Consider the following 12,088-nt stretch of genomic DNA (forward strand, 5'->3'; position numbering starts at 1 on the left):
GTCAGCGCTTCCCCGGCTTGAGTTGCTGCGCCAGCGTGACGCCCAGCCCGTCGCGCAGTGCCTTGCGCTTCGCGAGTCCCCGCTGCTCGATTGCCTTCTTCTGCGCGGCAATCGATTGCAGCCGGTCCTTCTTCGGCGGCAGCACGAACTTGTCCGCGATCTTTTGCGGCACCAGGTCGGCCGACTTCACCGGTCTCACGCCGGGAAGTCGAACCGAACCCGGCTTCGGCACCGTGGGTTTGGGTCTCGACGGCGGCGTCGCAACCGTCTCGCCGAAAAAGGTGCAGGATGCTTCGAGGCGTCCGCCGCCCGGCAGCACGACCGCCACGACCAGCGTGTTGAGACCTTCCTCGAGCGCGCTGCCGTCCAGCAGGCACGACAGCACGACACCGCCGGTCGTCTGGCCGACGAGGCGTCCGATCTGCGTCACGGTGAGCGGCCTGCCGAAGCGCCGCTCCGCGCGCTTGGCGAGCGCCTGGCCTAACGGCGCGGCCTTGCCCTTGAGCGGTGCGAGCGGTGTGCCGCCGGGGGTGGCGACCGGACGAGTCGGGGTGCGCTTCGATGCGATCACCGCCAGTTGAGCGGCGGCCTTCCTCGCCGCGCCCTTCCCCGGCTTGGCGGGAGTGCGAATCGCGGTCCAATGGGGTCGCAGGTCGAGTTCCTGGCGCGCGTCGTAGATGCCGGGGACGGGCTTCAGAGACGGCGCCAGCACCGTGCCGGTCTCGGTCAGGGTGAAGGACGAGAGCGGCAGTTCCCGTCCGTTGAGGAAGACGCAGACGACCGACGGGCGATCATCCTGGTCCTCGACGGCTGAGCGCGACAGGCCCTCGATCTCGATACGCAGGCGTGTCCGGCCGGCTGCGGCGCTGCCGCTGGTGGGCGACAGGATTCTGACGCTGCGGGGCGCTGCCTCCACCGCCTGGCGCTGGGCGCCGAGCCGTGCCTGCGATGCGGTCTTTCCGGTGCGCTCGGTCTCGGCGGCTTGCAGGCGCGCCTCGTGCGTGAAGGCCGTGGCGAGGGCGGCCGCGGCATCGCGCACCGCGTCCTCGAAGGCGTCGAGCTGGCGGATCGCCGCTCGCAGAGCGTCGACCACCGCGTCGATCGGCACGTCGATGCGGCCCAGCAGGAGCCGGTGGCGCGTGCCGAGCACGGTGAAGTCGAATCCCACGTTGATGTGGGGATCGCGGCCGAGATTGTCATATATCGCGTCGGTCAGCCGGTTCAGCAGCAGGTTGCCGATCTGCTCGGCGAGATCGTGCCGGGGATCGAGGTCGCGGATATCGTCCAACAGCGAATCGACCTCCTCGGCGACCTCGCCCACGATATCGAGCACGCCGTCGAGGACGTCGTTGTCGAGCGCGTTCTCGACGGCGCTGCGTGCGGCCGCCCGGATCGCCCCGCGCACGGGGGCCGGCGCCAGCGTGCGATAGACATAGTTGTCGTCGAGGATGGCGAATGCGTCGTCGATCACCTGGTCGGCGAGCCGGGCCTTGAAGGTGCGACGGCCCGCGCGCGTGGCGAGCGGCGCCAGCGCGCCCAGGAGATCGTCGATCGCCCGGTCGAAGTCGCGCGCGACCTGGTTGGCCAGGCGCTCGATCTCCGCCGCCAGTCGGCCAATCTGCTGCTGCAGCTCGTCGAGCGCACGCTGCGTGTCTTCGTACCATTGCTGGATCTGCGCCCGCGCCGCGTCGATGACGGCCGAGAACTCCTCGAGTATCTTTCGGCCGATCAACTCGACCAGCCTGATGACGAACTGCAGGAAGCGCTCGCCACCGATCGATCCCAGCTCGGTGGCCAGTTCCATCATCGCTTCGCCATTGGGCAGGAAGGCGCTGTCGGCCAGCTGGCGCATGAAGGAGGCGCCAGCATCGACCGGCACCGGATCGATGACCCGATACATGAGCGAGCGGATCTTCGCGCGCTGGCTGTCAGTCAGCGGCCCCAGCACCTCGGCGCCGATGCGCAGTGCATCGGCGGTGAGTTCGGCGATCTCGCTCACGGGCACCGGCAGGTTCGCCGCGCGCGAGAGCTGGCGGACGATGCCGTTGGGCGCGCCGACATTGTCGGCGAGGCCGTTGAGGATGCCCTGCATCTGGCGCTGCGCCTCGGTGACCATGATGTCGGCGGTCGCCACCAGGCTGCGGCCGACCAGCTTCATCAGGATTCCCGAGAGCGCTTCCTTGAGACGCTCCCGGTCCGCGCCGCGCCGGCTCCAGTCGAGGGCGGCGCCGAATACGGTATCGAGCGTGAAGTCGGTGGTCGGCAGGAAGACCTCATCGAAATAGGTCTTCACGTCGGGGCGCGACAGGAGATTTGCGCGCAATACCGGAGCCAGCTCCTGGTGGATCTGTGTGCCGACGAAGCTGCGCAGGGATACGGCGATGGCTTCCAGCGTGGCCTGCGCGTCGGGCCGTCCACCGGCAACGACGGCGCTGCCGATGTTGCGCAGGAACGTGCGGGCGACGTCGTTGGCCAGGGTGCCCAGCGGGCCGGTCATGGCGCCGAGGAAGCGATCCACCCCCGGGTTCTGCTGGCGCAGGAAATCGAGCGCCGCATCGGCGGTGAGGAACTCGACCAGATGGCCGAGCTGCAGCGCGCCCGTCGGCGCGGCGGCGAGCGACGCCCGAATATGATCGCGGACGACCTGGGGCGGCTGGACGGAGAGGTTGCCCTGGAACGGCGCATGGACCTGGCGCGGCGGCAGGCCGATGACGCTGAGCGAAGCATCGGCCCGGGTCACGCGTCGGGCGGCGACGAGGGCGAGCTGCGCGGCCGACCACAGCACGGCGACGAAGCGCTGCGTCGGCTGGTCGAGTGTGCCGCCGGCCATCGCGGTCGCGAGATCGACGATGCGGGTGACCAGCGTCGTCCAATAGGCTTCCGTCGCGGGCGTGCCATCGAAGGGCTCGGCCGGGAAGCCGTCGAGATGATCCGACAGGGCGCGGCGCAGGCTGCGGGCCGCGCGCCAGCGGGCGTTGAGTGGTGGCGCCATCCAGCCCAGCATCGCCGTCCGCAACGCCTGCAGCGCGGCATCGGTCAGGCCTTCGAGCAGGAAGCGCTGACCCTCCTCCAGGGCGACCTGGGCGCAGCGCAGCGCGACCTGTTCCGCGCCCGCCGCATTGGCTTGCGGCGCGTTGACGGCGATGAACTCGCCCAGCTCGTAGGCGGTGCGCAAGGCCATCTTGAAGGCCGGCCGTGCCGCCTGCAGAAGCGCCCGCGAGGTCGCGTCGGCTGCGGGAAGGCCGGCGGCCGCTTCGCGGCAGGCGCCGTCCACCAGCACGTCGACCGAGCGGCCGACGAAGCGGCTGAAGTCGGCGAACTCCATCGCGGCAAAGACGCGGAAGCCGGCGCCGGCCTTCAGGCCGACGCCCATCCCGGCCACGATGTTGAAGCCGGGTTTGATGTTGCGCGAGGGCTGGGCGATCGCCGTGCCCGTGACGACCAGCTGGGCATAGGCCTGCGCGGTCAAGGCCGCCTTCGCATAGAGGCCGGCCTTGATGTCGATCTCCGACAGGAACACTCGCAGAAGCTCGACGGGCAGGCCGCGCATGTTGGAATCGGAACCGGCCAGTTCGAGGAAGTCGCCGACCTTCAGGCCGAGGCTGACCTGGACCGCGGCCGCCAGCTCGGCGATGGCCTGCAGGCGAACGGCGAAGCCGATCTCGCCGAACAGGTTCATCGGCACCTGGATCTGCGCCGCCACCGAAGCCGTGGCACTCGCCTGACCCGAGAGTTCGGCGCTCAGGAATCTGCCCACGCCGGCATCGACATTGGCGAGGGCGGAGATGCCGAGTTCGAAATTGATGCCCCGATTGACCTGCGCGCCGGCGGCGATGGTGACCTGGGCACTGCCCCCGGCCTGCGCCCAATCGGTGGCGACCGTCCCGCCCGCGGCAAAGACGTTCTGGTCCAGTCGTGCTGTCGGCATTCGTCGCGCTCCCCCGCCCGCGGCATCAGCGTCGAACGCTGCGCACGGCGTGAGGTTAGCTGCTCCCGATCACAGGCAATAGGCCGCGATGAGGTGCACGAGATATGCAGGACCGTTCAGCCCCCACAGAACGAAGGACACGACCGTCGCGGCCGCCTCTCCCTCGATCGCGGGCTCGCTCCGACTCTGCATTCCGATGACGTCGTCAGGTCGCATAAACGAAACAAACGAAATAAACGAAATAATCGAAGCCAGTGTCGCACCCCCTGGAACCGGGCCATGACCCCTTGGTATTTGCATGGCGCATGCCGGAGGGCGAGGCCTGCTCAAGGAATACCTCCCCAGTCCGATGGGGAGGCAAATGCTACAGGCAATAGGCTGCGATGAGGTCGACGAGATAGGCGGGGCCATTCAGGCCCCACAGGACGAACGACACGACCGTCGCGGCCGCGACCAGGCTGGCCAGCCCCCACAGCAGCACGGGACGCCAACTGGTGGTCGGGCCGTCCGTCATGCCGGCTGCGGGATCGCCGCCGGACGGATCAGCCGCTCCTCGACGATCGGGTAGTGCAGCGCGGCCGAGACCAGGCCGAGTGCGATCGAGATCCACCACATCATGTCGTAGTTGCCCTGCAGGTCGAACAGCCGTCCGCCGCCCCAGCCGCCGAAGAAGCTGCCGACCTGGTGGCCGAAGAAGACGATGCCGTTCAGCATGGTGACGTGCACCGGCCCGAAGATGTAGCCGACCAGCGAGGTGGTGAGCGGCACCGTGCCGAGCCACAGGAAGCCCAGTGCCGCGGCGAAGATCAGCACCGAGGCGGCCGACAGCGGCGCGATCACGAAGCCCAGGAAGACCAGCGAACGCAGCAGGTAGAGCGTCGACAAGAGGTTCTTGCGCTTGAACCGGTTGCCCATCGAGCTCCACAGGATGGCGCCGGCGATGTTGAACAGGCCGACCATGCCGATCGCCCAGCCGCCGAGTTCGGCCGGAGACAGGTTGATGCTGAACAGCGACAGGCCGATCCCCTTGTCGGAGATGTAGGCGGGCAGATGGCCGCCCACGAAGGCGACATGGAAGCCGCAGACGAAGTAGCCGACCACCAGCAGCACGAAGCTGCGCTGCGCGAAGGCCTCGGACAGCGCCGCGCCGGTGGTCTGGCTGCCGCCGCTGCCGCGCTTGGAGGCCGCGATCTCCTTGCGGTCGTTGAGGCCGATCGGCAGCACCATGATGAGCAGGGCCAGAATGGTCAGGGCCCACATGGTCGGGCGCCAGTCGCCGAAATAGTTCTGCAGCACGGCGGCCAGCGGCACGATGAAGAACTGGCCGAACGAGCCGCCGGCCGAACAGATGCCCACCGCCAGCGCCTGCTTGGCGGGCGGGGCCACGCGCAGGATGACGCCCAGGACCGGCCCGAAAGTCGCCGCCGACAGGCCGATGCCGACCAGCACGTTGCCCACGATCAGCATCAAGCCGTCGTGCATCGTGGCGGTGACGATCATGCCCAGGACATAGATCGCGCCGCCGCCGGCGATGGTCGGTGCGGAGCCGAACCGGTCGGCCAACCGGCCCGAGAAGGGCGCGATGGCGCCCATCAGCAGCATCGACAGCGCGGTGCCGAAAGAGAAGAGTTCGCGGCCGACATGGAGTTCGGCCGAGATCGGCTTCAGGAAGATGCCGAAGCTCTGGCGGACGCCAAGGCCGATGGTGAGGACGAGGAAGCCGCACCAGACGGCGGTCCAATAGGAGCGTTGGGTCATGGCCGCAACCTGAGGCGGCATGCCCCAACTGGCAAGACGTCCTGCCTTATGGTTTCCATAGAATTACTTCATGCCGTCACAAGCTTGGATGTGGCAGAAGATATCCATGGTGCGACTGAGGTTCCTGTGCGGCTTGGCAGCATTCCTGATGCTTTTGGCAGGAAGCGCCCAGGCGACGCCGCGACTGGAACGTGAGCGCTGCACCTTCAAGCCGCCGCGCGGCGACAGGGTCGAATGCTTCGTCCTGACGGTGCTGGAGAATCGCGAGCAGCCTCAGGGCCGCGAGATCAAGCTGAAGGTGGCGATCCTCAAGGCCAAGCGCACCGCCGGCGTCGAGCCGATGATCTACCTCTCGGGCGGCCCCGGCGATTCGCCGCTGGTCGCCTCGACGCCGGGTGCGGATGCGCTGAGCGAGGGCGACTGGTGGAACGAGACGGCCGCCATTCGCCGCCGCCGCGACGTCGTCATCCTGAGCCAGCGCGGCGCCGGCGGGTCGACACCGAATCTCGACTGTTTCGACACGCGCTCCTCCGACCCGGGCCGGGCGCGCCGGCGTGCGGTGACCGAGCAGCAGGAGCGTGAAATCCTGTCGCGCTGCCGGGCCGGGCTGGAACGCCGCAAGATCGATCTCGGCATGTACGCGACGCCGGCCCTGGCCGACGACGTGGCCGACCTCGCGGCGGCACTGGGCCAGACCAAGATCAACATCTACGGCGTGTCCTACGGCACCCGATGGGCGCTCGAGGTGATGCGCCGGCATCCCGATCTGGTGCGGGCGGCGGTGCTCGACGGCGTCTATCCGCCCCAGGTCAATGGCGAGCAGAACGAACCGGCGATCGTGCGGCGCGCCTTTGAACAGCTCTATGCCGACTGCGCCGCCGACGCCGTCTGCCGCGAACGCCACCCGACCCTGCGCGCCTCCCTCGAGGGTCTGATCGAAGCGGCGGAACGCACGCCGATCGAACTCGCGCTCACGCTGGAGGACGGCCCGCATCCCGTGCGGCTCGACGGCACCCAGGTGCTGATGGTGTTGCTGAACATGATGCGGGAGGGCGAGGTCGCCGCGATTCCCGAAACCGTGGCGGGCGCGCAGCGCGGCGACCTGCGGCTGCTCAAGCTCTATGCCGAAGATCTCGAAACCGACGACGGCGGATTGCTCGAGCAGAACGCCCAGCAGTTCGACGGGCTCTACAACAGCGTCGAATGCCGCGAGACCTGGCCGATGGTCGACCGCACGGCCCGGCGCAAGGCCATCGAGAGCAACGGGGTCTACGGCCTGAACGCCCGGTCGAGCAAATCGCCGACCTTCTGTCCGGTCTGGAGGGTCACGCCTGCGCCGGCCGCGGAACGCCAGCCGGTGAAATCCGAGGTGCCGACCCTGCTCCTGAGCGGCGGCTACGACTGGCTGACGCCGCCTCCCTGGGCGCGCGAGGCCGCGAAGACCCTGCCGGCCTCGCGCAACGTCGTGTTCCGGGCCCAGGGCCACGGCGTCGTCGTGCAGGATGCCTGTGCCGCCCGCCTGCGCGACGCCTTCATCGACGATCCCAATCCGAAGCGGGCGCTGCCCTGCCGTCCCGACAAGGCCCCGAACTTCACCGCCGCCTGGGACCGCGTGCGCAACATGCCGTGAGCCTGCGGCCTACTTCAGAAGCTCCGGCGCGATGAGGCGGGGCAGGAAGAGGGCGATGTCGGGCCACACGATCATCGCCGCCAGCACCACGACCATCGGCACCAGCATGATCAGCGTGTCCTTCAGCGCGAAGCGCAGCGGCACGCCCGCGACGGCACAGGAGATCATGAGGCAGAGACCGTAGGGCGGCGTCACGAGTCCGAAGGCCAGCGACACGATCGACACGATGGCGAAATGCACCGGGTCCATCGACACCGACTTGGCGAGCGGCTCCAGCACCGTACCGACGATGATGATCGCCGGGATCGCGTCGAGGAAGCAGCCGACCACGAGGAACACGAAGGCGATGAAGAAGCCGACGCCGATCGGCCCCATGCCCCAGGTGGTGACGTTGGCCAGCAGCTCCTGCGGGATCTTGTAATAGGCCAGCAGCCAGCCGAAGGCCGAGGCGGTACCGATGCAGAACAGTGCCACCGAGGCGAGCTTGCCGGTGTCGACCAGCGCCCTGTAGAGCTCCTTCGCTCCCATCTCGCGATAGACCACGATCGACAGCACAGCCGAGTAGAGCACCGCCACGCAGGCCGATTCGGTGGCGGTGAACCAGCCGGCCAGGATGCCGCCGACGATGATGACGGGCGTCATCAAGGCCGGGATCGACACCCAGATCGAGCAGAGAAGCTGACGGAACGTCCCGCGCGGATAGGTCGGATAGCCGCGCTTCACGGCATAGACATGCACCGTGACCATCTGCGCGCCGGCGATCAACAGGCCGGGCACCACGCCGGCGAGATAGAGCGCGCCGATCGAAGTCGAGATCAGTCCGCCCCACACGATCATCAGGATCGAAGGTGGAATGATCACCGCCAGCACGGCGGAAACCGCAGTGATGGCGATGGAGAAGGAGAGGTCGTAGCCCTCGCGCGTCTGGGCATCGATGAAGATCTTGCTCTGGCTCGCCGCATCGGCGGTCGAGGATCCCGAGATGCCGGCGAAGAAGACCGAGAGGACCACGTTGATTTGGGCCAGCGAGCCGGGAAAGCTGCCGACGATGGCGCGCGACAGCGCCACCAGCCGGTCGGTGATGCCGCCGACGCTCATCAGGTTGGCCGTGAGCAGGAAGAACGGCACGGCCAGCAGGATGAAGGAGTTGTAGGCGTTGAAGGTTTCCTGCGCGAGCATCATCGTCCCGAGCCGCGGCTCGAGATAGAAGAGCGGCAGGCAGGCGAGGCCGAGCGCGAAGGCCACCGGCACACGCAGCACCAGCAGCACGAAGAAACAGCCGAACAGGATCGACGCGGCCTCGCCGGCAGAGAACAGCGAGCCGGTCATGTCGTGCTCCAGCCGAACAGGATGCGGACTTCGTCGTAGAACTGTTCGCCCAGGAAGATGATCCAGGTGACGGCGGCGACCGGCCAGGCGATGTGGATCATCCAGAGCGGCAGGTCGGCCAACTCGGACGTGCGGTACCAGGCAAAGCGCGTGAATTCGATGCCGCCCACCACGAACACCAGGGCGAAGGCCAGGATGCCAAGTCGCGACGCGATCCGGACCGCGGCCTCGCCGCGTCTCGGCAGCGCCGGCCACACGTCGACCTCGAAGTGCGAGGCTTCGCGCACGCCGATCATGGCGCCGATCATGATCATCCAGATGAACAGGAAGCGCGCCATCTCCTCGGTCCAGATGTAGGCCGGGATCAGCGCGGTGTAGCGCGAGATCATCTGCAGGGTGACGGGGATGATGATGACGGCGACGGAGAAAGCGAGCAGGCCGGTCAGGAATTGGGCATAGGCGGCCGTAAACCGGCGCCACAGGCCGGGAGGCGCAGAGACAGAGGAGGGCATCGGGAATCCGTTCAGGAGAAGGCCGACCGGTGGGCCGGGAGAAGGGCGCAGCGGAGCCTGGGGACCCCGCTGCGTATGCCGATCAGTTGGTCGCGACGATCTGTGTGAAGATGCCGTCGGCGCCGATCTCCTTGGCGTAGGCAGCCATCACCGGATCGACCAGCTTCTTCATTTCGGCGCGATCCTTGAACGGGATACGCTTGAGCTTGCCGGCCTTCTCCAGCGCCGCCAGCTTCTGGTCGTCCTCGGAGCTTTCGACCTGGCGGCCATAGGCGCCGGCCTCCTTGCCCGCCTTGACGACGGCGTCCTGCAGGTCCTTCGGGAGAGACTTGAAGGTCTTGCCCGCGAAGCAGACCGGCCGGATGGTGATGGCGTGCTCGGTCATCGCGAGATTGGGCGCCACCTCGTAGAACTTCATCGACTCGACGCCCGCCGCCTCGTTCTCGCCGGCCGAGATCACGTTGTTCTGGATGGCGTTGTAGACCTCGTTGTAGGCAATGACCGTCGGCGACATGCCGGCCGCGGCGAAGGTCTTGGACCAGATCGGCGCGCCCTGGACGCGGACCTTGAGGCCCTTGATCTCGGCGAGGTTGCTCACCGGCTTGTTGACGAAGATGTTGCGTACGCCGCCGCCGGCATAGCCGACCAGCATGACATCGGCCTTCTGCGCGATTTCGTCGGCCACCGGCTTCAGCAGGTCGAGATCGAGCACCTTGTTCCATTGCGCGAGGTCGCGGAACAGGAACGGCGCGTCGATGAACGGTGCCGCCTTGGAGAAGGTCGACATGTGGGCCGGCGAGACGATGCCGTAATCCACCGCCTTGCCCTGCGCCATGTACTCGAAATACTGCTTCTCCAATCCCAGCGACGAATTGCGGTGAAGCACGAAGTTGATCGGCTTGCCGTAGTACTGCTTCACCAACTCCTCGAACTTGAGCAGCGTCTTGTTGAAGGCATGGTCGTCGTTGAACTGGACCGCGCCGTTCAGCGTCAGCGGCGCCTGGGCGTTGGCGATGAACGGGGCGGCGAGAGTCGAGGCGGCGATACCGCCCATCAGCAGTCTGCGCTTCATGTCGTTTCCTCCGGAGATCCTGTTTTGGTTCTGAGACCGGGACCCTGCGCGGACTATGCATGGGTTTCGGATCGGGCGCGACCGAGTTGTCAGACAACAAGCCGTCTTTCTCCGGGAGGCTGGTCTGGACTTTGCGTCGGGTTGTGCCGGTGAGCGATCTTCGTTATGATGATAACACACAAATATCCTGTATTATGTCTCTCGGTCTCCCTTCCCCGATCCTCCCCCCGAGCTTCAACGGCCCCTTCGTGCCGAAGCTCGTGTCGGTTCTGCGCGAGGGCTACGGGCTGGCTTCGTTGCGGGCCGATGCGGTTGCCGGCCTCACGGTGGCGATCGTGGCGCTGCCGCTGTCGATGGCCATTGCCATCGCCTCTGGCACCACGCCGGAACGCGGGCTGTACACGGCCATCGTCGGCGGCTTCCTGATCTCGGCGCTGGGCGGAAGCCGGTTCCAGGTCGGCGGTCCCGCCGGCGCCTTCATTGTGCTGGTCGCCGCGACAGTCGCGCGCCACGGGATCGAGGGGATGCTGCTCGCCACGATGATGGCCGGCGTCTTCCTGGTGGCGGCGGGGGCGCTCCGGCTTGGCACCTTCGTCAAGTTCATCCCGTACCCGGTCACCGTGGGATTCACGACCGGCATCGCCGTCATCATCTTCGCGAGTCAGATCAAGGACCTGTTCGGCCTCACCCTGGCGGGCAAGGAGCCGGGAGAGTTCGCCGCCAAGCTTGAAGCGCTGGCGGGCGTGGCGGGCACCGTGAACGCTGCCGCCGTTACCCTGGCCGTCCTGACCATCGGCGTGATTCTCGGCCTCAAGAAGCTGCGCCCGCACTGGCCGGGCATGCTGGTGGCCGTGGTCGCCACCTCGGTCGCGACCTTTGCGTTGGGTCTGCCGATCGAGACGATCGGCAGCCGTTTCGGCGGCATCCCCTCGATGCTGCCGGCCCCCAGCCTGCCCGACATGTCGCTGGGGAAGGTCTTGGCCGTGTTGCCGGATGCGCTCTCCTTCGCGCTGCTGGGCGCCATCGAATCGCTGCTGTCCGCCGTGGTGGCCGACGGCATGACGGGACGCCGCCACCGCTCGAACTGCGAGCTGGTGGCCCAGGGCGTGGCCAACATCGCCTCGGCGCTGTTCGGCGGCATCTGCGCCACCGGGACCATCGCCCGCACCGCGACCAACGTGCGCGCCGGCGCGCGCGGACCGGTCGCCGGCATGCTCCACTCAGTGTTCCTGCTGGGCTTCATGCTGCTGGCCGCGCCGCTCGCCGCCTACATCCCCCTGGCCGCCCTGGCCGGCGTGCTGGCTGTGGTCGCCTGGAACATGGCCGAGAAGCATGAGTTCGTGACCCTGCTGCGCTCCTCGCGCGGCGATGCGGTCGTGCTGCTGTCGACCTTCCTTCTCACCGTGTTCCGCGACCTGATGGAAGGCATCGTGGTCGGCACGGCGCTGGGCGTCATCCTGCTCATCCAGCGCCTGACCGCCACGGCGGGGGTTGTCGCGCAGCCCGCCCGCGCGCCCTTTGCCGCCGACCTGGTGACCGACCCGCGGGTGATCGTCTACCGGCTGTCCGGCGCCTTCTTCTTCGGCACGGCCTCGACCGTGGGCGCCGTGCTCGACAACATCGCCGACCAGCACAAGGCCTTCATCATCGACTTCAGCGCCGTGCCCTTCGTCGATTCGACGGCGGCCAACGTGATCGCCGGCGTCGGCCGGAAGGCCCAGAGCCATGGCGTCCGTGTCTACATCACGGGTGCCACGCCGTCAGTGCGCCACGCGCTGCTGAGGGCCGGCGCCGGACGACCGCAGGTCCGCTACCGGCCCTCCGTCGACGATGCCGTTCGCGAGGCACATCTGCTGTAG

9 protein-coding genes are annotated in these 12,088 nt (G+C 67.7%); 2 read left to right on the forward strand and 7 right to left on the reverse strand.

Annotated elements, in window-relative coordinates; translation table 11 throughout:
• Position 1: 1 nt before the first annotated feature.
• From ACQY78_RS17140 to ACQY78_RS17155, 4 genes are all read right to left on the reverse strand, one after another.
• On the reverse strand, positions 2–3,928 hold the full coding sequence (locus ACQY78_RS17140; RefSeq protein ID WP_428677006.1) for a hypothetical protein: 3,927 nt from the start codon (positions 3,926–3,928) through the stop codon (positions 2–4).
• Between the two features lie 69 nt (positions 3,929–3,997).
• Complete coding sequence (locus tag ACQY78_RS17145) at positions 3,998–4,120, reverse strand: hypothetical protein (RefSeq protein ID WP_428677007.1); 123 nt, start codon at positions 4,118–4,120, stop codon at positions 3,998–4,000.
• A 172-nt stretch (positions 4,121–4,292) separates the two neighbouring features.
• The gene (locus tag ACQY78_RS17150) at positions 4,293–4,442 is read right to left on the reverse strand and encodes a hypothetical protein (RefSeq protein ID WP_428677009.1); all 150 of its coding nucleotides are present in this window, start codon (positions 4,440–4,442) and stop codon (positions 4,293–4,295) included.
• On the reverse strand, positions 4,439–5,686 hold the full coding sequence (locus ACQY78_RS17155; RefSeq protein WP_428677011.1) for an MFS transporter: 1,248 nt from the start codon (positions 5,684–5,686) through the stop codon (positions 4,439–4,441). Before ACQY78_RS17155 ends, ACQY78_RS17150 begins: the two co-directional genes overlap by 4 nt.
• 106 nt (positions 5,687–5,792) lie before the next feature.
• Between ACQY78_RS17155 and ACQY78_RS17160 the strand changes: the two genes are divergently transcribed.
• Positions 5,793–7,316 (forward strand): alpha/beta fold hydrolase, encoded by a 1,524-nt coding sequence (locus ACQY78_RS17160; RefSeq protein ID WP_428677013.1) that lies wholly within the window; start codon positions 5,793–5,795, stop codon positions 7,314–7,316.
• Between the two features lie 9 nt (positions 7,317–7,325).
• Here ACQY78_RS17160 and ACQY78_RS17165 read toward each other — a convergent pair whose 3' ends face one another.
• The 3 genes from ACQY78_RS17165 to ACQY78_RS17175 all read right to left on the reverse strand — a co-directional run bounded on the left by ACQY78_RS17165 (position 7,326) and on the right by ACQY78_RS17175 (position 10,229).
• Positions 7,326–8,645, reverse strand: a complete 1,320-nt coding sequence (locus tag ACQY78_RS17165) for a TRAP transporter large permease (protein ID WP_428677015.1) — start codon at positions 8,643–8,645, stop codon at positions 7,326–7,328.
• Positions 8,642–9,157 (reverse strand): TRAP transporter small permease, encoded by a 516-nt coding sequence (locus ACQY78_RS17170; protein ID WP_428677017.1) that lies wholly within the window; start codon positions 9,155–9,157, stop codon positions 8,642–8,644. The genes ACQY78_RS17165 and ACQY78_RS17170 overlap by 4 nt, the downstream gene beginning before the upstream one ends.
• Positions 9,158–9,239: 82 nt before the next feature.
• Positions 9,240–10,229: a TRAP transporter substrate-binding protein gene (locus tag ACQY78_RS17175; protein ID WP_428677018.1), complete on the reverse strand. Its 990-nt coding sequence runs from the start codon at positions 10,227–10,229 to the stop codon at positions 9,240–9,242.
• A 194-nt stretch (positions 10,230–10,423) separates the two neighbouring features.
• On the opposite strand from ACQY78_RS17175, the gene ACQY78_RS17180 reads away from it, so the two are divergent.
• A complete protein-coding gene (locus tag ACQY78_RS17180; protein ID WP_428677019.1) occupies positions 10,424–12,088 on the forward strand; it encodes a SulP family inorganic anion transporter in 1,665 nt (554 codons plus the stop codon).

This window comes from Reyranella sp., assembly GCF_965279625.1.
Taxonomy (GTDB): Bacteria; Pseudomonadota; Alphaproteobacteria; order Reyranellales; family Reyranellaceae; genus Reyranella.

Coding starts and splice junctions, on each gene's coding strand:
- ACQY78_RS17155 (WP_428677011.1), bottom strand. CDS start 5,686: ATGACCCAACGCTCCTATTGGACCGCCGTCTGGTGCGGCTTCCTCGTC.
- ACQY78_RS17145 (WP_428677007.1), bottom strand. CDS start 4,120: ATGCAGAGTCGGAGCGAGCCCGCGATCGAGGGAGAGGCGGCCGCGACG.
- ACQY78_RS17180 (WP_428677019.1), top strand. CDS start 10,424: ATGTCTCTCGGTCTCCCTTCCCCGATCCTCCCCCCGAGCTTCAACGGC.
- ACQY78_RS17160 (WP_428677013.1), top strand. CDS start 5,793: ATGGTGCGACTGAGGTTCCTGTGCGGCTTGGCAGCATTCCTGATGCTT.
- ACQY78_RS17140 (WP_428677006.1), bottom strand. CDS start 3,928: ATGCCGACAGCACGACTGGACCAGAACGTCTTTGCCGCGGGCGGGACG.
- ACQY78_RS17165 (WP_428677015.1), bottom strand. CDS start 8,645: ATGACCGGCTCGCTGTTCTCTGCCGGCGAGGCCGCGTCGATCCTGTTC.
- ACQY78_RS17170 (WP_428677017.1), bottom strand. CDS start 9,157: ATGCCCTCCTCTGTCTCTGCGCCTCCCGGCCTGTGGCGCCGGTTTACG.
- ACQY78_RS17150 (WP_428677009.1), bottom strand. CDS start 4,442: ATGACGGACGGCCCGACCACCAGTTGGCGTCCCGTGCTGCTGTGGGGG.
- ACQY78_RS17175 (WP_428677018.1), bottom strand. CDS start 10,229: ATGAAGCGCAGACTGCTGATGGGCGGTATCGCCGCCTCGACTCTCGCC.